General features: G+C 75.8%; 12 protein-coding genes. 3 read left to right on the forward strand and 9 right to left on the reverse strand.

Going from position 1 to position 18,854, the window contains the following annotated elements; genetic code table 11:
- Positions 1 to 61: 61 nt before the first annotated feature.
- From IR158_RS05105 to IR158_RS05135, 7 genes are all read right to left on the reverse strand, one after another.
- Positions 62 to 2,062, reverse strand: a complete 2,001-nt coding sequence (locus IR158_RS05105; RefSeq protein ID WP_291810370.1) for an AAA family ATPase — start codon at positions 2,060 to 2,062, stop codon at positions 62 to 64.
- The gene (locus tag IR158_RS05110; protein ID WP_291810373.1) at positions 2,059 to 5,520 is read right to left on the reverse strand and encodes a UvrD-helicase domain-containing protein; all 3,462 of its coding nucleotides are present in this window, start codon (positions 5,518 to 5,520) and stop codon (positions 2,059 to 2,061) included. Before IR158_RS05110 ends, IR158_RS05105 begins: the two co-directional genes overlap by 4 nt.
- On the reverse strand, positions 5,517 to 8,975 hold the full coding sequence (gene recC / locus IR158_RS05115) for an exodeoxyribonuclease V subunit gamma (protein WP_291810375.1): 3,459 nt from the start codon (positions 8,973 to 8,975) through the stop codon (positions 5,517 to 5,519). Before recC ends, IR158_RS05110 begins: the two co-directional genes overlap by 4 nt.
- Before the next feature lie 81 nt (positions 8,976 to 9,056).
- Positions 9,057 to 9,878, reverse strand: a complete 822-nt coding sequence (locus tag IR158_RS05120; RefSeq protein WP_291810377.1) for a glycerophosphodiester phosphodiesterase family protein — start codon at positions 9,876 to 9,878, stop codon at positions 9,057 to 9,059.
- Positions 9,879 to 9,952: 74 nt separating this feature from the next.
- Entirely contained in the window at positions 9,953 to 10,966 is a 1,014-nt protein-coding gene (locus IR158_RS05125; RefSeq protein WP_291810380.1) for a CNNM domain-containing protein, read from the reverse strand.
- Complete coding sequence (locus tag IR158_RS05130) at positions 10,963 to 12,357, reverse strand: hemolysin family protein (protein ID WP_291810382.1); 1,395 nt, start codon at positions 12,355 to 12,357, stop codon at positions 10,963 to 10,965. The genes IR158_RS05125 and IR158_RS05130 overlap by 4 nt, the downstream gene beginning before the upstream one ends.
- Before the next feature lie 167 nt (positions 12,358 to 12,524).
- On the reverse strand, positions 12,525 to 12,647 hold the full coding sequence (locus IR158_RS05135; RefSeq protein ID WP_291810384.1) for a hypothetical protein: 123 nt from the start codon (positions 12,645 to 12,647) through the stop codon (positions 12,525 to 12,527).
- Positions 12,648 to 12,675: 28 nt separating this feature from the next.
- Between IR158_RS05135 and IR158_RS05140 the strand changes: the two genes are divergently transcribed.
- The 3 genes from IR158_RS05140 to IR158_RS05150 all read left to right on the forward strand — a co-directional run bounded on the left by IR158_RS05140 (position 12,676) and on the right by IR158_RS05150 (position 13,968).
- Positions 12,676 to 13,158 carry a helix-turn-helix transcriptional regulator gene (locus tag IR158_RS05140; protein WP_291810386.1) on the forward strand — a complete coding sequence of 161 codons (483 nt, stop codon included), beginning with the start codon at positions 12,676 to 12,678 and terminating at the stop codon, positions 13,156 to 13,158.
- Positions 13,159 to 13,168: 10 nt separating this feature from the next.
- Positions 13,169 to 13,579 (forward strand): VOC family protein, encoded by a 411-nt coding sequence (locus IR158_RS05145; protein WP_291810387.1) that lies wholly within the window; start codon positions 13,169 to 13,171, stop codon positions 13,577 to 13,579.
- 89 nt (positions 13,580 to 13,668) lie between these two features.
- Complete coding sequence (locus IR158_RS05150; protein WP_291810389.1) at positions 13,669 to 13,968, forward strand: hypothetical protein; 300 nt, start codon at positions 13,669 to 13,671, stop codon at positions 13,966 to 13,968.
- Positions 13,969 to 13,980: 12 nt separating this feature from the next.
- On the opposite strand, the gene IR158_RS05155 is transcribed toward IR158_RS05150, so the two are convergent.
- Entirely contained in the window at positions 13,981 to 16,722 is a 2,742-nt protein-coding gene (locus tag IR158_RS05155; protein ID WP_291810391.1) for an HAD-IC family P-type ATPase, read from the reverse strand.
- A gap of 125 nt (positions 16,723 to 16,847) precedes the next feature.
- A complete protein-coding gene (locus tag IR158_RS05160) occupies positions 16,848 to 18,758 on the reverse strand; it encodes a DUF4914 family protein (RefSeq protein WP_291810393.1) in 1,911 nt (636 codons plus the stop codon).
- Positions 18,759 to 18,854 lie beyond the last annotated feature (96 nt).

Genomic DNA, 18,854 nt, shown 5'->3' on the forward strand with positions numbered 1-18,854 from the left:
CTGAAGAGGGAGGTCCTTCTCGTCAGGCCGGAGGGAGGGGCGGTTCGGGGGTCAGCGGGGGTCAGCGGGGGAAGCGTAGGCCGCTCGCGCGGCGGACCGGGCGCTCGACGGCGGCCCGGACGGCGGCGGCCGAGCCGACGACGCGGACGTGCTCGCGCGCCCGCGTGATCGCCGTGTAGAGCAGCTCGCGGGTCAGCAGCGGGGACGACGCGGGCGGCAGCACCACGGTGACCAGCGCGAACTGGCTGCCCTGCGCGCGGTGCACGGTCATCGCGTGCACCGTCTCGACCGCGGGCAGCCGGTGCGGGCGCACGAGCCGCGGCGCGCGCGGCTCGCCGAACGCCGCGACCACCCCGCCCTCGCCGTCCGCCACGACCACGCCGGTGTCGCCGTTCGACAGGCCCGTGGTCCGGTCGTTCGTCGTGACGAGCAGCGGGCGGCCGACCGGCCAGGGACCCGGGTGCAGCTCGCCGGAGGTCTGCTCGACCCAGCGCTGCGCGAGCGACGCCCACCGCGCGACGCCCGCCGGTCCGCGCCGGTGCGCCAGCAGCAGGCGGTGCGTCCCCAGCGCCTCGAGCGCCCCGGCGGCGTCACCGGCACGCGCCGACGCGGCGACGCGTGCACCCGTCGCCTCGATGTCGAGTCGCAGACCGGGGACCTCGTCGTCCTGCGGCACGTCGCCGGCCGGCTCGACCAGCCTCGCGTGCGCCCCGCCCGCGCGCAGCAGGTCCAGCGCCGCGTCGGCGTCACCGCGTCGGACCGCGTCGGCGAGGGCACCGAGCTCGTGACCGAAGCGGTGCGGCACGACCAGACGCACCACGCCACCGTGCAGCGCCGCCACGTCGCGGGTGTCGTCGAGCGTGTCCGGCAGAACCCCGTCCGGGCCGCCGCCGTCGCCGGGCACCAGCGGGCCCGCCGCCCCTCGCGGGGTCACCCCCGGGACGTCGTCCGGCAGCACCTCCACCAACCGGACGGGCAGCGGTCCTGCGGGCACCGGACGCGCCACGAGGTCGCCCAGCACTGCGCCGACCTCGACCGACGCGAGCTGGTCCGGGTCGCCCACGAGGACGAGCCGCGCGTCCGGCCGCAGCGCGTCGAGCACGCGCGCGAGCAGCGGGAGCGACACCATCGACGCCTCGTCCAGGACGACCACGTCGTGGGGGAGGCGGTGCGTGCGGTCGTGCGCGAACCGCGTGCTCGACGGGCGCCACCCGAGGAGGCGGTGGATCGTCGAGGCGGTGAGCGGTTCCGCCGACCCGGTGCCCGACCCGGCTGCCATCCGCGCGAGCTCCGCGTTGACCGCCTCCTGCAACCGCGCGGCGGCCTTGCCCGTCGGCGCGGCGAGCGCCACCCGCAGGTCGGGCCCGGCGACGTCCCGCAGCACCGCCACGAGACGCGCGACGGTCGTCGTCTTGCCGGTGCCGGGGCCCCCGGTCAGCACGGTCAGGCGTGACAGCGCGGCAGCTGCCGCGGCGAGCCGCTGCCGCGCGTCCTGCGGGCGGTCGAACCGGGCGTGCACCGCGGCGCGCAGCGCGTCGTCGTCGACGTCGAGCAGCGAGGCGAGCCGCGCGTCGACGTCGCGGCGGACCACCTGCTCGTCCCGCCAGTACCGGTCGAGGTACACGCGCCCGTCGACCCACCGGACGGGACGATCGGGGGGCCCGTCGACGCCGTCGGCGACGAGCGGGCTGGCGCGGACGGCCGCCGTCCACGGGTCGAGCTCGGGCCACGGGAGCTCGACGTCGGGTGCCGGCGCGTCCGAGTCCTCGGGCGAGCCCTCGGCGGCGAGCGTCGGGGCGTCGGCCAGGTCGACGCACACCGACCCCGACCGCACCGCGCGCACGGCGAGCGCGGCGGCCAGGTGCACCGTCGGGTCGACCTCACCCGTGAGCACGCCCAGGCGCTCGGCGACGCGCACGTCGGCGGACGTCAGGACGCCGGCCGCGGCGAACGTCGCGAGGAGGGCTCCCGCCCGCCACGGTCGGCGGGGGTCACCGGGGTCGACGTCCGCCCCGGGCAGTCGGTGCGGGGCCGTGCCCGTCGGGGGCTGCGCTGCGCTCACGATGCCGCCCTCCTGCCGTCGAGGAGGGCGGAGAGCGCCACGACCAGCGAGGCGGGCGGACGCCACGACACCACCCCGCACGGCGAGCCGTCGACCACGGGCGTCGCCGGACCGCACATGCCGCGCACGAACAGGTACGCGCCGCCGCCCAGGTGCCGCTGCGCGTCGTACCCGGGCAGCCGCCAGCGCAGGAACCGGTGCAGCGCGACCGTGTACAGCAGCAGCTGCAGCGGGTAGTGCGCGTCGAGCATCGCCACGCGCATCGCCTCGGGACGGTAGTGCCACGCGGTCAGCGGCTCGTCGGGCGGGCCCAGCCGGTTGGTCTTGTAGTCGACGACGACGTAGCGGGTGTCGCCGTCGACGTCGGCACGCAGCACCGCGTCGATGCTGCCCGTGAGGTAGCCGCGCAGGGCACCGGGCCGCGTCGCCGGGTCGGCGTGCAGCGCGTCGAGCCGGCCGGCGTACGCCGCGAACGGGTCGTCGGGCGCCAGGTGCGCACGCAGCAGGTCCGCGACGTCGCGCAGGGTCGCCGGGTGCCGCCCGGACCCGTCCAGGTCACCCCCCGCGAGCGGCAGCTCCAGGTCGAGCTCCGCCAGCCGGTCGTGCGGCGGGATCTGCGCGAGCGTGCGCCCTCCCAGCAGCGGCCCGCCCGGCGTGCGCAGCGAGGGCAGCAGGGCCTCGGCCAGGACTTCGGGGTCGAGGCCGAGCCCGCCGCCGTGCCCGGCCGCCTCGGCGCAGCGGGCGCGCAGCTCGCCCACGAGGTCGTCCGCGGACGTGTCCACACGCTCGAGCACGTGGTGCACGAGGGTGCCGAACGCCGTGCCACCCGGCAGGTCGCTGAGGGGCGACCGCACGGCGCGCAGCGTCGCCACCAGGACCGGGTCCGGCATGGTGCGCGCGAGGACCTCGGGGTCGGGCTCGTCGCTGTACCCGGCGTGGGGCGGACGCACGGGGACGGGCCCGTCGGCCTCGTCCTGGATCCCCGGCTCCTCCGGCTCGTCGGCGACACCGACACGGTCCGGTGCCGACGGCCCGGCGGGCCCCGCGTCGTGCGCGGCGGCCGTGATCCCCGAGTACGACGTGCGCCGCCACGTCGTGTCGACGCCCCGCCGCAGGTGCGCGACCTCGAGCGGCACGGCGTCACCGCGCGCCGGCTCCCACCGCACGACGGGCGGCGGCGCGTCCACCGTCTCGTGCACGACCGTCCCGCCCGAGCGGGCGGCCAGGGCGTCGAAGCCCGCCGCCGCCTGGTCGTCGCGGGGCACCGGCACCGTGGCCGGCGGCAGCCCCTGCGCGTCGCGGGCCCCGAGCGCGAGGCGGCCCACCGCGCCCGACGCCGACACCGTGCTGGGCGCCCACCACACGACGACCTGGCTGCTCGCCCGGGTCAGCGCGACGTACGCCAGCCGCAGGTCCTCACCCGCCTCCTCCGCCTGGTGGCGGGCCCGCGCGTCGTCGTAGCCGGGGCTGGCCGGTCCGCCGACGTGCAGGCGGCGGGTGCCGTCGGCGTCGTGGTACCGCAGCACGTTCGGCATGCGGGGGACGAACCGGTCCCACGCGAACGGGACCATCACCACCGGGAACTCCAGGCCCTTGGCGGCGTGCACGGTGACGACCTGCACGGCGGCCGCGTCGGTCTCCAGGCGCCGGCTGCGCTCCTCCGCGTAGTCGCCGGCGGCCTCGTCGATGCGCGCGCGCAGCCACTCGGTCAGCGCCGCCGCGCCCAGGCCCGCGTCCCGCGCGGCGGCGTGCAGCACCTCGCCCACGTGCCGCACGTCGGTGAGCGCGCGCTCGCCGTCGACGCGTGCCGCGAGACGCTCGTGCAGCCCCGCCGCGGCGCTCGCCTGCAGCAGGGCGGCCACGCCCTGAGCCGCCATGACGTGCGACCAGCCGCGCAGCAGGTCCGCCAGGTCCTCGCGCTCGACGTCGCTCGCACCGGCCAGGCGCGCGGCGTCCCAACCGACGAAGGGCGTCAGCGCGGCCGCGGCGACGCGCGCGGGGTCACCGGTCGACGCCAGCGCGCTCAGCAGCAGCAGCCAGTCGCGCGCCGCGGACGTCGCGAAGACGCTCGACAGCCCGGACACCACCGCCGGCACGCCGGCCGCCACCAGCGCCTCGCGCACGGCCAGCGCGTCGGCGTTGCGTCGCGCGAGCACGGCGACGTCACCGGGCAGCACGGGACGCCACGCGTCCCCGTCGCGCAGCCTGCTGCCGTGCAGGGTCCGGACGACCTGGGCGGCCACGTCGCGGTGCACGAGCGAACGCACCACGTCGACCCGGGGGGCCGCGCTGCCGGCGTTCACCGCCCGGCGCGTGACGCGCCGCACGACCACGGGCGGGCCGCCCTCGAGCCGGCGACCGGTGCGTGCGGCCTCGACCGGGTGCACGACGATCCGCGGGTCGCCGAGCGCCGCGCCGCCCACCAGGTGCGACAGCCCGTCGAGCACCGGCGGGTCGGCGCGCCAGCTGCGGCCCAGGGTCGACGTCGTCGCGACGTCGCGGGCCTCGAGGTAGGTGTGGACGTCCGCGCCCCGGAACGCGTAGATCGCCTGCTTGGGGTCGCCGATGAGCACGAGCGTGCGGTGCCCGTGGAAGGCGGCCCGCAGGATCTGCCACTGCACCTGGTCGGTGTCCTGGAACTCGTCGACCATGACGACCCGGTACGGCGCGCGCACGCGCTCCGTCGCGGCCGCACCGGTCGTCGGGTCCGTGAGGGCCGCGTGCAGCAGCGTCAGCAGGTCGTCGTAGTCGACCACGTGCGCGGCGCGCCGCCGCCGGACGATCTCGCGTCGCGCGGCCCGTGCCAGGCGGAACCGGTGGTCCGGGGGCGTGCCCGCGGGTGCGTCGTCCGGCGCGAGCAGTGCCGCGTGGTCGCTCACGGCGGCGCGCGCCACCTCCCGCGCCTCGGCCACCGTCAGGACGGGCCGCTCGGCCCCCGCGTACGCGGCGAGGTAGAGGTCGTCGACGACCTCCGTCTCGAGGTCCGCGACGTCGGGCAGGAGCGTGGCGCCGGGCTCGACGACGCCCCCGCCCGTGGTCGTGCCGAGCGCCCGCAGCATCTGCTGGCAGAAGCCGTGGGTCGTCGTGATCGTGGCCGCGTCCACCTCGGACAGCGCGACGGTCAGCCGGTCGCGCCGACGGACCAGCTCGGCGTCGTCGACGTCCGCGAGGTGCCGCACGAGCACGTCGTCGCTCGTGCGGGCCCCGGGGTCGCGCAACGCGCGCTCGGTGTCGACGAGCCGCGCACGCACGCGGTCACGCAGCTCGCTCGTCGCCATGCGGCCGAACGTCACCAGCAGCAGCTCGGGCAGGCGCGCGTGACCCTCGGCGACGTACCGGGCGGCGAGCGCCGCGATCGTGAAGGTCTTGCCGGTGCCCGCGCTCGCCTCGAGGACCGTGGTCCCCGTGGGCAGCGGGCCGCAGACGTCGAACACGTGCGGGCCGGTCGTCGGGCTCACGCCGGCCCCCGTCCCTCGTGCGTCAGGAGCGTGTCCCACACCGTGCGCGCGAGCGCACCGAACAGCGTGGGCTCCTCGGGCCACGCCGCACGGTCCGCCGGCCCGGGGTCGCCCGCCACGCCCGTGAGCGTGAACCCGTCGCCCCACGCGAGCACGTGGTACTCGTCGGTGTGCTCGAAGCGGTCCCGCAGCGCGTGCTCCGCGTCGGCCAGCGCACCGGCCGGGTCGTCGTGCCCGTGGCGGCGCTGGGCGTAGGTGCCCGCGGCGGCCACGGGCAGGGGGAGCGGCGCGCACATCGCGCGGTCACGCACGGCGACGAGGTCCGCCAGCAGGCGCCGGGCGTCCTCGACGGCCGGGGGTGAGAGCCACGACGTCGCGGCCGTGGCGCGCGATCCCGGGCCCCGCCCGACGGTCGCCGCACCCCGCACCGCAGGCGCCCCCGGGCTCGCGGCCAGCGCCAGCAGCCGGACCCACGCGCGCAGCCGGTGCTTGGCACCGAGCCGCGCGTACACCGCGCGGACCAGCACGTCCCCGTGGACGCCGGGCACGGTGCCGGCCAGCGTGCGCCCGCCCGGCAGCGCGATCGTCACGTCGACGGTCGTCGCCGGGACCGCCAGCACCGGGACGGCGGCGTCCGCGACCGCCGCGACGCGCGTCGCGACGTCGGCCAGCGCCGCACCCCCGAGGTTGCCGGGGGGCACCTTGCCGCGGCGGCGCTCGGCCGCCGCGGCCCTGGTCAGGTCGACGCCGTCGAGCACCGCCGCGAGCAGCCGGTCGCCCGTGGCCCACCCGTCGAGCGGTGCCAGCGTCAACGGCAGCCGGTCGTCGAGCTCCTCGGTCTCGCCCGGCACCAGCACGCCCAGCCGGCGTCGCACGAACGCCTTGACGGGGTGCTCGAGCGTGGAGACGAGGTCGTCGAGGTCGACCACCGGCTCCTCGAGCGGGGGCAGCGGCGTCGTGAGCAGCGGCGGTCGCGGGTGGCGGGGCTCGCGCGCCACGGCCGCCGCGCGGCGGTCCACGTCGTCGAAGCTGAACGGCCCGGGCCGCCCCAGGGCCCCGGGGACGAAGTTGCGCTCGTCGACCGTCTGCAGCGGGTGGTGCACGACGAGCACCTCGCGCGCCGTGCGGCCGGCCGGTAGCGCGACGGCCTCGTCGACCGCGTCCAGCAGCTCACCCACGGGCACGGCCGGGGGACGCGGCGCGCCGGTGCGCTCGTCGGCGCCGCTGTGCACGACCACGAGGTGGTCGCCCGCGGCCATGACCGCGTCGAGGAACAGCTGGCGGTCCTCCGTGCGGCGGTCGCGCTCACCGACGAGCGGCTCGCGCGCGAGCACGTCGTCACCGTCGGGTGCGCCCGTGCGGGGGAACGCGCCGTCGTCCATGCCGAGCAGGCACACGACGCGGTGGGGCACCGCGCGCATGGGCTCCAGCGAGCAGACCGTCAGGGCGCCGGTGCGGAAGCCGGCGCGCGTCGGGCGGCCCGCCAGGCGCGGTTCGAGCAGCGCGACGACGTCCGGCAGACGCAGGGGCACGTCGGCGCCCGCGGCGGACGAGCGCGCGTCGGTGAGGACCCGGCGCGCCTCGACCTCCTGCCACGCGTCCGTCGGGTCGGCGGCCGCGAGCAGGACGAGCGCGCGCTCCAGCGTGTCGAACCACGCCGCGGCCGGGCGGACGCCCTCGAGCTCGTCGAGCAGCGCGGTCAGCCGGTCGACCAGCTCGGCGAACCGGCCCGCGAGGTCCACGTCCGTGCTGTCGACGTCGTCCAGCGGCAGCGCCGACCCGACGAACCGGTGGTCCTCCTCGGCCATCGCGACACCCAGCAGCAGGCGGTCGGTCGCCGTGCGCCACGTCCCCTGGGCGACCGCGCCCAGGCCGTACCGCGCGCGACGGTCCTGGTCCTCGCCCCAGCGCACGCCCGACTCCAGCGCCCACGCGCGCAGCCGCTCGGTGTCCGCGTCGTCGAACCCGAAGCGCCGACGCACCGCGGGCAGCCCGGCGAGGTCCACGACGCCCGACGCCGTGACGCGGGAACTGGCGAGCGACAGCAGCGCGGACAGCACGCGCAGCAGCGGGTTGGTCCGTGCCGGCGCGCGGTCGGCCACGCGGACGCGCAGCGTGCGGCCGGGGTGCACGGCGGGGCGTGCGGCACCCCGCGACGCGCCCGCGTCGTCCGCCTCGCCCGGCGTCGCGGCGGCGCCGAACGCCGCGACGACCAGCGGCGCGAACGCCTCGACGTCCGGGCACAGCACCACCACGTCGCGCGGCTGCAGCGTGGGGTCGTCCGCGAGCAGCCCCAGGACGGCCTCCCGCAGCACCTCGACCTGACGGCCGCGCCCGTGGCACGCGTGCACCTGGACGGTGCGGTCGTCCGCGGCGGCGGCCGCGCGGGTCGTGGGCCGCTCGTCCGCGCGCAGTGCCGCCTGCAACGCGCCCAGGACCGTCGACGGCGGCGGCGGGGCCGGGTGGTGCGTGACCTGCGCACCGGTCGCGGTCAGCCGCACCCCGAGCTCGGTCGCGTCGCGCGCGGCCGACGCGAGCAGCGGGTGGCCGGCCACCGCCGGCACGTCCGCACGCCGTGGCGCCGGCGGCAGCGAGGGCCGCGGGCCCACCGCCGCCGCGCGCCGCCACAGGACGGGCGACGGGTGCGGCAGCCACAGGTGCACGTCGCGGTGCACCGCGAGCGCGGTCAGCACGTCGAGGTGCGCCTGCGGCAGCCGGGTCGGGCCGAGCACGGAGAGCCGCGGCGGCAGGTCGCACCGGTCCGGGTCGTCGCGCAGCACGCGGCACGCGTCGGCGAGCAGCTCGGCAGGGCTCGGCGCGTCGACCGCCGCCCGTACCGCGCGCCACAGCGGCGCCTGCCAGGCCACGTCCGCGGGCAGAGGGGCACCCGCGCCGTCCTCCGGGCGGCCGGCGGCCCAGGCGACCACCAGCGACGGTCGCTGCGTCGCGTACGCCGCGAACGCCCCCGCGGTCCGCTGCGCCAGACGCAGCCGCCGTCCGGCCCGCACGGCGTCGCGCGCCCCGGGGTCGTCCTGCAGGTGCCGCGCGAGCGGCGCCGCCCACGGCGTCCCGGACGCGACCGCGTCGTCGAGCGCGCGCAGCACGTGCCACACCAGGCGCTCGGGCTCCCACGGGTCGTCGTCGCGCGCCGTTCCGGTGGCGGCGGCCACCGCGTCGCGCACGAGCCGCGTGGGCGGGTCGAAGTCGATGCGGGCGCACACCCCGGCCTCGCCGTCCGGTCCGGCACCGAGGCGGTGGGAGAGCCGCTGCGCGACCCACCGCTCGACGCCGCGCGTCGGCACGGCGACGACCTCGCGCGCGAACGGGTCGGTGCCCGGTGGGACGTCGGCGAGCAGCGCGGCCAGCGTGTCCACCAGGACGTCCGTGCGCTCGGACGTGTGGACCCGCAGCAGGCCGGGGGAGCCGTGCACCCGTGCCTGCCCCGTCGTCGTCACGCGTCGCACGCTAGCGAACCGCGCCGACACCGCAGGCCCTGTCCACAGCCTGGGTCTGCACGGCGCCGCGCTCGTGCGGGGTCAGGGCCAGAGGCCGCGCGAGCGCAGGACGTCACGCAGGAGGTCCGCACGGTCGGTGACCAGGCCGTCCACACCCAGGTCGAGCAGGCGGTGCATCTCGGCCGGGTCGTTCACCGTCCACACGTGCACGTGACGGCCGGCCGCGTGCGCCGCGCCGACCGTGCCCGCGTCGACGACGCGCAGGCGCCCCTGCGCGACCGGCACCTGCAGCGCGTCGACGTCCCGCAGCGCGCGGGCCGCCAGGCGCCCCGCACGGGCCCGGTGCGACACGAGGAACCGCCTGACCTCCGCCGACGCCGCCGACGTGGCCACCGGCCGGCTGAGGTGCGCGAGCGTCTCGCGCCGGCGGGACCCGGAGAACGAGGTGACGCACACGCGGTCGTGCGACGCGGTGCGCTCGATCGCGTGCGCCACGGGCACGATCGCGTGCTCGCTCTTGACGTCGATGTTCACGCGCAGGCCGGGCCACGTGCCGAGCACGTCCTCCAGCCGCGGCACGGGGTCGACGCCGCCGATGAGCGCGCGCCCGACGACCGACCACGGCAGCTCGGAGACGAGCCCCTCCGCGTCGGTCGTGCGGTCCAGCGTCTCGTCGTGCAGCGCGACGGCGACGTCGTCGGACGTCGCGTGGGCGTCCGTCTCGACGTACCGGAAGCCCAGGTCGACCGCGGCGCCGAAGGCCGTCAGCGAGTTCTCCCGCCCGTCGAGCGCGAAGCCGCGGTGGGCGAGCGCGACGACGCCGCCGGGGTCGTCGAAGTACGGGTGGGTCGCGAGCGCCGGCGCGCGCTCAGGGCTGTCGTCGACGTCGTCACCCGTGTGCACGTCACCACTGTCACCCGCCCGGGGCGCGGGAGCGGCGGCGGCGGCCGGGTTTTCACCCGGTCGCCGCCGTCCCGTCATGCCGCGGCCGTCCGCGTGGCCTGCGGCAGCAGGCGCTCGACGACGTCCGCCAGCGTCACGACGAGCGTGCGCTCGCCGCCGGTCACGACGGCCAGGTGGTGGCGCCCCTCGCGCATCCCGGCGAACGCGGTCGCGACCAGCGTGCCTGCGGCCAGCTCGTACACCGGGCGGACGAAGGGTGCGGCGGGTGCGTCGGGCGGGCTGGTGAGGGTGTCGCGCACGTGCACGATGCCGGTGACCCGGCCGTCGCCGACGAGGATGCGCAGGTGCCCGCTGTCCAGTGACGCCCGCTGCACGTCGGCGACGGTCGCGGACGTCGGCACCGTCACGGGGACCGCGCCGGGGGCCGCCAGGTCCTCGACCGTCATGCGCTGCAGCTCGAGCGCCTGCGAGAGCTGCGCCGAGAACGCGGCGTCCAGCGCGCCCACGTTGGCCGAGTGCTCGACCAGGTGCCGCAGCGACGCCGGGTCGGTCGTCGCGGACATCTCGTCGACCGGCTCGACGCCCAGGCGCCGGATCAGGCCGTTCGCCGCCTCGTTGAGCGCGCGCAGCACGGGCCGCGTGGCCCACATGAAGCCGCGCATGGGCAGCGCGAGCAGCCGCGCCGAGGTCTCCGGGTGGGCGATCGCCCACGACTTCGGTGCCATCTCGCCCACGACGAGGTGCAGGAACGTGACGATGACGAGCGCGAGCACGAAGCCGGCGACGTCCGCCGCGACCGCGGGCACACCCCACGACGCGAACAGGGGCGTCAGCCAGTGGTGCACGGCGGGCTTGGTGAGGGCACCCAGTGCCAGCGTGCACGCGGTGATGCCGAGCTGCGCACCGGCCAGCAGGACCGTCAGCTCGTGCGAGCTGCGCAGCGCGGCGCGCGCGCTGCGGCTCGTGGCCGCCTCGTCCTCGAACCGGTGGCGGCGCGCCGCCAGCATGGCGAACTCGACGGCCACGAAGAAGGCGGACAGCGCCACGAGGGCGACGGTCACCGCCACGACGACCCAGGGGTTGCTCATCGGTCCGCCTCCTGGTCGTGGGTCGACGGGGTGGTCCCGCCGGTGGTGCCGGTGCCGTCGTCCGCGTCGTGGACGCGCAGCCGCACCCGTGCGGGCACGTGCCGTTCGACGTCGAGGACCTCGATGCGCAGGACCTCGAGCGGAGGCGCGTCGGGGTCACCGAGGTGAGCGGGGTCCGGTGGCAGGGGGACGTCGACGACCGTGCCCTGCGGCGGCAGCGCGCCGTGCGCGTCGATCGTCAGGCCCGCGATCGTCTCGTAGTCCCCGCGGGGCAGGTCGCGGTCGAGCGCGCGCTCGACCTCGTCGACGTGGACGTCGCCCGCGACGAGCCACGAGCCGTCGTCCTCGCGGGTGGCGTCGGCCGCGTCCAGCGGGTCGTGCTCGTCGTGGATCTCCCCGACGAGCTCCTCGGCCGCGTCCTCCAGCGACAGCGCGCCCGCGAACCCGCCGTACTCGTCGATGACGACGGCCAGCTGGTTCTGCGTCCCCAGCAGCAGACGCACGGCGTCGGGCAGGGGCATGGACTCCGGCACGAGCGCGGCCGGGCGCTGCAGGTCGGCGGCGGTCGCCCCCGGGTCCGTGCACCGCAGCACGTCGGGCAGGTGCACGACGCCGGTGACGCTCTCGTCGTCCAGCACCGGGTAGCGCGAGTGCCCGTGGGACATCAGCTCGCGCAGGCGGGTGACGGACGTTCCCGGCTCGACGACGTCGACGCGCGAGCGCGGCACCATGGCGTGCTCGACGTCCCGCTGGGGGAAGTCCAGGATGCGGTCGAGCAGGACGGACAGCTCGCGCGGCAGGTCGGGGGAGCCCGCGACGAGGTGCTCGAGGTCGCGTGCCGTCGCCGAGTGCTCGACGTCGTGCACGGGCTCGATGCCGAGCAGCTTGAGCAGCGCGTTGGACGCGGCGTCGAAGATCCGCACGAGCCAGCCGAACGCCCGCAGGTACCAGACCGTGGACGTCGCCAGGCGCACCGCCGTGGCCTCGGGGCGGGCGATCGCGAGGTTCTTGGGGAACAGCTCGCCGAACAGCATCTGGACCAGCGTCGAGAACAGCAGCGCCAGGACGGTGCCGACCGCGATGCCGACACCCGTGGGCACGTCGACCAGGCCCAGGGCCTCGCCGATCGACTCGCCGATCAGCGGTTCGGCGACGTACCCGACCAGCAGGCCGGTGACGGTGATGCCGAGCTGGGCGCCGGACAGCATGAACGACGTGCGGCGCGTGACGTCGAGGGCCTTGCGTGCCCCCTCGTCACCGGCCTCCGCGCGCGACGCCAGCCGCGAGCGGTCGACCGACATGTAGCCGAACTCCTGCGCCACGAAGTACGCGGTCGCGGCCGTGATCGCCAGGACGACGAGCACGCCGAGCAGGAGGGTGAGGACCCACATCAGAGCCCCACCTCCCGTCGCGTCGTCGCGTCGCGGGGGTGGGGCACGGGACTGTGCCCCGGACTGTCGGGGTCCATCGGTTCTCCGCCTCGAGTAGGGGACGCGTGCGCAACGCGCGACGGGATGCGGAGGTTCCCCGACGTGCGGTCCCTGCCGCGTGACCTGCGTCACCGGCGGGCGCGGAGGCTGAGCCTCCCGGTGGGCAGCACCAGCAGCACCAGCACCAGCAGCACCAGCCCCTGCCGCCGTGCGGCGTCCGCCACGGCGGCCACCCTCCGGGTGCTGGGCATCCGGCGTCCCACGCGGCAGGCTGTCGGGATGACGACCGGCACGACGACCGGCACGACCACCGGCACGACGGCCGGTGACGCGCGGCTGCAGGAGCTGCGCCTGCTGCGCACGGTCCGCGACCGCATGGACCGGGACTACGCGCAGCCGCTGGACGTCGAGGCGCTGGCGCGCGGCGTGCACATGTCGGCCGGGCACCTGAGCCGCCGGTTCCGGGCCGCGTTCGGGGAGTCGCCGTACTCCTACCTCATGACGCGTCGCATCGAGCGCGCCATGACGCTGCTGCGACGCGGGGACCTGTCGGTGACGGAGGTCTGCTTCGCGGTGGGCTGCTCGTCGCTCGGGACGTTCAGCACGCGCTTCTCCGAGCTGGTCGGGATCCCGCCGTCGGAGTACCGCCGCACCGCCGCGGACGACGGCGCGGGCATCCCCAGCTGCGAGGCCAAGCAGGTGATGCGGCCGCGCCGTGATCGGTCAGGATCCGAGAAGCGGGCGACGGACGCGTCCTCCTAGCGTGGCGGGCATGGACCTCCTCATCCACTACACGTTCCTCCCCACCGACGACCCCGAGGCGTCGCTCGCGTTCTACCGCGACGTGCTCGGCTTCGACGTGCGCAACGACGTCGGCTACGGCGACATGCGCTGGATCACCGTGGGCCCGCCCGCGCAGCCGCAGACGTCGATCGTCCTGCACCCTCCCGCCGCCGACCCGGGCATCACCGACGACGAGCGGCGCACGATCGCCGAGCTCATGGCCAAGGGCTCCTACGCGTCCGTGGTCCTGGCGACGACCGACGTCGACGCGGCGTTCGAGCAGGTGCAGGCCGGCGGCGCCGAGGTGGTCCAGGAGCCGATGGACCAGCCCTACGGCACGCGTGACTGCGCGTTCCGCGACCCCGCCGGCAACATGGTGCGCATCAACCAGGTGGCCTGAGGCGACGTCGCGGTGTGCAGGTCGCCCCGCGCGGGTGATTCCGCAGCCGCGGCGGATCCTTCGAACAGGTGTTCGACTACCCTGGCACCATGTCCGACCACCCGCTGCCACCTCGACCCCCGGTCCGCGACGTCGCCAACAGCGAGGTCCCCGACGGCATCCCGACCCGTCCGCAGGGTGACGTCGCGGTCGTCGTGCGGCTGGTCTGGTCGGACGGCGGCGAGGAGTGGCGCGCGGCGCGGGCGATCCGCTGGACCCGCACGCACGTCATGGTGGCGTGGCGCGAGCACGACACCGACCCGCGCTCGGAACGGCACACCTGGCTGCGTGCCGGTGACGTCGCGCGCTCCGTCAGCTGGTTCGTGCCGCCGGAACGCACGCCCGCGTGAGGGCCCGGTGCCTCACGCCCGCGTGCGGCGGGCGACGACCTTGCCCACCTCGCACAGCAGGAACACCCCCACGGCGACGAGCAGCGCCAGGCCCCAGTCGCGCGGCGCGATGGCGGCGGAGCCGAACCACGCCTGCATGAACGGCGCGTAGGTGAAGAGCAGCTGCAGCGCGAGCAGCGACCCCACGGCGACCCAGACCACGCGGTTCCCGGTCAGGACGCGCCAGGTGAGGCTCGAGCCGTTGAGGAACCGGCAGGAGAACAGGAAGGCCATCTGGCCGAGCACGAGCATCGTGACGGCGGCGGTCCGGGCCACCGCGTCGTCCGCACCGAGCTCCTTCTCGACCAGGTAGATCAGCAGGGTGGCGCCGCCGATGAGCAGCGAGGCCCACACGACGACCACGAGCGAGGGCCGGGACAGCACCGCCTCCTTGCGTGAGCGCGGCGGCCGCTCCATGATCCCGGGCTCCGCGGGCTCGTACGCGAGCGCCAGCGACAGGGTCACCGCGGTCACGAGGTTGACCCACAGGATCTGGACCGGTGTCAGCGGCAGCGCCAGGCCCAGCAGCACGGCGACGAGGATCACGAGCGACTGCGCGCCGTTGGTCGGCAGCAGGAACACCACGGACTTGCGGATGTTGTCGTAGATCCGCCGTCCCTCCTCGACCGCCCGCTCGATGGTCGCGAAGTTGTCGTCCGCCAGGACGATCTCGGCGGCCTCCTTGGTCGCCTCAGTCCCCTTGATGCCCATGGCGATGCCGATGTCGGCGCGCGTCAGGGCGGGTGCGTCGTTGACGCCGTCGCCGGTCATGGCGACGACCTCGCCGTGCGACTGCAGCGCCCGCACGATGCGGATCTTGTGCTCGGGGCTGGTGCGCGCGTACACGTCGACGTCCTGCACGCGGCGACGCAGGTCCTCGGCGCTCATGGCCTCCAGCTCGGCACCCGTGAGCGCCTGCACGTCGTCGCCCGGCGGGACGATGCCGAGCTCGCGCGCGATGGCGACGGCCGTGCCCGCGTGGTCGCCGGTGATCATCTTCACCGCGATCCCGGCGCGGTGGCAGTCGGCGATGGCGGCGACGGCCTCGGGCCGTGGGGGGTCGACGATGCCGACGACGCCCAGGAACGTGAGCCCGGTCTCGACGTCCTCGAGCGTGAGCGCGGACGTGCCGGGTGCCGCCGGGCGCTCCGCGGCCGCGAGCACGCGCAGGCCCTGCGCGCCGAGCGCGTCGATCGTGCGCTCCCAGTGCGCGCGGTCCAGCGGCGTCGGCGCGCCGTCGGGGCCGCGCTGCGTGGTCGAGCGGTCCAGGAGCCGGTCCGGGGCACCCACGACGTGGAGGCGCAGCGTGCCGTCCGCGAGGCGGTCGAGCGTCGCCGAGAGCTTGTGGGCGGACTCGAACGGCACGGCGGCGAGGCGCTGCGCGCCCGCCGTGTCGGCCCCCGTCTTGAGGGCGAGCGTGCGCAGCGCCGCCTCGGTCGGCTGCCCGACGATGGTCCACCGGCCGTCGTCCCCGGCCGTCACCCGGGCGTCGTTGCACAGCGCGCCCGCGCGGACCAGCGCGTCGAGGTCCGCGTGCTCGGCAAGCGACGCGGGGGAGCCGTCGAGCGTCACGCTCCCGGTCGGCTCGTAGCCCAGGCCCTCGACCGCGTACGTGCGCTCCGCGGTGACGACCGTGCGGGCCGTCATCTCGTTCCTCGTCAGCGTGCCGGTCTTGTCCGAGCAGATCGTCGTGACGGAGCCGAGCGCCTCGACCGCGGGCAGCTTGCGCGTGATCGCGTGCTGCCGCGCCATCTGCTGGACGCCCAGCGCCAGGGTGATGGTGACGAGTGCCGGCAGGCCCTCGGGGACGGCCGCGACCGCGAACCCGATGGCGGCGGAGACGAGGTCCGGGAGCGCGAAGTCGTGGACGACCCGACCGACGACGAGCATGACGAACGCCATGGCGAGGATCCCGCGCGACAGCAGCGTGCCGAGGCGCGCGAGCTGCTGCGTCAGCGGCGTGTCGAGGTGGTCGACGCCCGCGATCAGCGCCTGGATGCGCCCGATCTCGGTGCGGGCGCCCGTGGCCGTCACGACGCCGCCGCCCGTGCCGGCCGCGACGATGGTGCCCGAGAAGAGCATGCTCGAGCGGTCGCCGACGCCCGCGTCGGCGCCGACGGGGGCCACGTCCTTGACGGCCGGCACCGACTCGCCCGTCAGGGCCGACTCGTCGACCTGCAGGTTCGTCGCACGCACGAGCCGCACGTCGGCGGGCACCTTGTCGCCCGAGCGCACGCGCACGACGTCACCCGGCACGAGCGTCTCGGCGTCGACCTCGGTCCACCGCCCGTCGCGCCGCACGGTCGCGGTCAGCGAGAGCATCGTGCGGATCCCGTCGAGCGCGCGCTCGGCCTGCCCCTCCTGGAGGAAGCCCACCAGCGCGTTGACCAGCGCGACGACGAGGATGACGCCGAAGTCGACCCAGTCACCGAGGAACGCCTTGAGGACGGCGGCGGCCAGCAGGATGTAGATGAGCACGTCGTCGAAGTGGGACAGGAACCGGCGCAGCGCCGAGGGGCGCGGTGCCGTGGGGAGCCGGTTGGGGCCGACCGCCTGCAGGCGGGCTGCCGCCTCGCCGGCGTCCAGCCCCGCGCGCGTGGTGCCGAGCCGGTCCAGCACCTCGTCCGGCTCCTGGGCGTAGGGCAGGTCGTCGACGCCGTCCTGCACGGCGGGGTCCGTGCCGCGTTCGACGTGGTCGTGTGCCGTGCTCGTCATGCGTCACCTCGGTCGGGTGGCAGTGCCGGACGTCCTCGCATCGTGGCACGCCAGGGGGTGTCGCGACAGAGGTCGGGGCCGCACCCTGACGTGCAGGGTGCGGCCCCGGGGGCCCTGGGTGAGCCTCAGACGTACATCGGCGTGAGCGCCTCGTAGTCCTCGACGGTCCCGCCGCGCAGCACGACCTCGATGATCTGGCGACCCAGCGGGTCGAGGTCGTCCGTCATGAACTGCTTGAGCTCGGAGCAGAAGAAGTCCGTGAGGATCTTCGCGCCGGCGTCGTACGCCTCGAGCCCGACCTGCGACTGGTACTCGGGCTGCAGGAGCGTCGGACGGATCTGCTGCCCGTCGAGCTTGACGTCCTTGGGCCGGTAGCCGAACAGCGCGCAGCGCGCGGGGGTCAGCTGCTCGGGCTGGATGCGCCCGCCGCCGCGCCGGGCCAGGTACTCCCGCGTCAGCCACTCGGCGGAGAACCCGACCTTGTACGCGCCGATGTGCTGGTTGGGCGTCAGCACGTACCGCGTGCGGTCGTTCTCGACGATCTGGCGCAGCAGCAGGTTCGCCGCGGCGACCTTGGTGCCCGTGGAGAACGGCCAGTAGGACCCGACGCCCTCGGCGACCATGCCGCCGTGCTTGAGCGTCTTCTTGACGTCCTTGCTCTCGCCGATCGACGGGTTCTTGTCCCCGCGCGGTGCGATGAGCCGCCAGATCCACGCCAGCGACGGCGGGATGAGGTGCATCATCCCCATGATCCCGTAGCTCGGGTTGTCGCGGGTGCACAGCGGCATCCGGACGCCGAACGTGCGGACGTCGACCTCCTTGGGCTCGGAGATGACGTTCTTGACGAAGGTCCGCGGGATGACGACGCGCGGGTTCGGGCACGGCTTGCCGTTGGAGTCACGGGTGTGCTCCCAGGGGAGCGCGGTCGCGTCGGGGACGCCGTCGATCGACAGGAAGAGCAGGGGCTCCTCCGGCTGGATCACCGCGCGCTCGAACGCCGGGTCCTCGCCGTAGCTCGTCAGGTTGTCGACGCGCACGAACCAGCCGGCCTCGGCGTCGGCGACCACGAGGCGGCCGTTGCCCTTCTGCACCGACGGGTGGCACAGCGTCATGTCGTCCGTCACCGGCGCGAGCGCCGACGTCTCGCCGAGCGTGATGTGGTACGGCTCGTCGCGCACGACGTTGGTGCCCACGAGGATGCGGCCGTCGTCCTCACGCCGGATCTCCTGGCACATCTCGGACTTGCCGCCGCCCGACGCACCCTCGTGCATGATCACGGTCTCGTTCTCGTACGGCGTCGTCACGCGCACGCTCGACGCGTGCGCCGTGAGCCAGCCCTCCTGCTCGCCGATGTCGAGCAGCACGGAGAAGACGCCCTTCTTGGCGCTGGGCCCGGGGTACAGGTTGTACGCCCACACCTCGTGCAGCTCGCGCGAGCGGTTGTGGACGACCACCTGGCGCCCGTCGAAGTGCGTGTGCCGGAACGGGGGCGCCACGTACAGGATCGAGCGGGGTGTGAACGGGCCGATCTCGTCGAAGGTCACCCACCCCTGCAGGTCCACGAGCGTGAGCGCGAAGAACGCGCTGTTCAGCGGGACGATCGCGAGCGACGGGTAGCCGAAGTGCGGGCCGCCGGCCTTGAACGGCACGACCACGAGCTCCTGCGTGCCGAGCCACTCGAGCGTCTCGGTGCGCGTCGGGTCGAACTCCTTGCCGAAGACGTCGCGGTAGCGCGGCTTGTCGGTCGGCAGGTCGTCGGCGATGCGCATGCAGTCCGGGTCGCGCCGGCGCATGTAGTCCTCGGGGTAGTTCACGGCGACGCCGTTGCGGCACCGCGTGACCGTCGCCTCGGTGACCATCTCGCCGTTCACGTCGTACTCCACCGTGAACACCGGGCCGCCCTCGGGGCCCAGTGCCAGCTGGTAGAGCTCCTCGCGCGTCGCGGGGATGACCAGGCGTGGACTGGCCTCGAGGGCAGCGCGCACGTCGGGTGCTAGAGACACGCCCGCCAGGGGACCGGTCACGGTGACGCTCATGGCAGCTCCTTCGCCTTGGGGACCGGGCGCGGTCGTCGAGGCGTCACCCGGCGGACAGCCCGCAGCGACCAGCGTCGCGGCCTGCCCTTTACCAAG

It is taken from the genome of Cellulomonas sp., assembly GCF_015234515.1.
Lineage (GTDB): Bacteria > Actinomycetota > Actinomycetes > Actinomycetales > Cellulomonadaceae > Cellulomonas.